This is a genomic window from Paraburkholderia strydomiana (assembly GCF_046030495.1).
Classification (GTDB): domain Bacteria; phylum Pseudomonadota; class Gammaproteobacteria; order Burkholderiales; family Burkholderiaceae; genus Paraburkholderia; species Paraburkholderia strydomiana_A.
On record NZ_JAQQCJ010000078.1, the window covers coordinates 1 to 441 of the forward strand.

Here is a 441-nt window from a genome sequence, read left to right on the forward strand (position 1 = left end):
GTGCTGCTGAAGATCTATATCTACGGCTACCTGAACCGGGTTCAATCGAGCCGTCGCCTGGAACGTGAATGCCAACGCAATGTTGAATTGATGTGGCTTACGGGCCGACTGGCGCCAGACTTCAAGACCATAGCTGACTTTCGTCGTGACAACGGCGTCGGCATTCGCAACGTGTGTCGGCGCTTCGTGATGCTCTGCCGTGAGCTGAAACTGTTCTCGCAAGCGCTAGTCGCCATTGACGGTAGCAAGTTCAAGGCAGTCAATACGCGGGATCGCAACTTCACCGAGGGTAAGGTCGACAAGCGCCAGAAGCAGATCGAGGAGAGCATCCAGCGGTATCTGAACGCGCTGGAGACTGCCGATCGTACGCAACCCGCTGAGCTCGAAGCGAAGACGACCCGATTGCAGGACAAGATCGCGCGCTTACGCGAGCAGATGCGA

Annotated in this window: 1 protein-coding gene; it reads left to right on the plus strand. The window is 56.9% G+C overall.

The features are described from left to right. Positions 1-441: transposase (locus PQQ53_RS34995; RefSeq protein ID WP_408329315.1), on the plus strand; the 441-nt coding region annotated here is incomplete at both ends.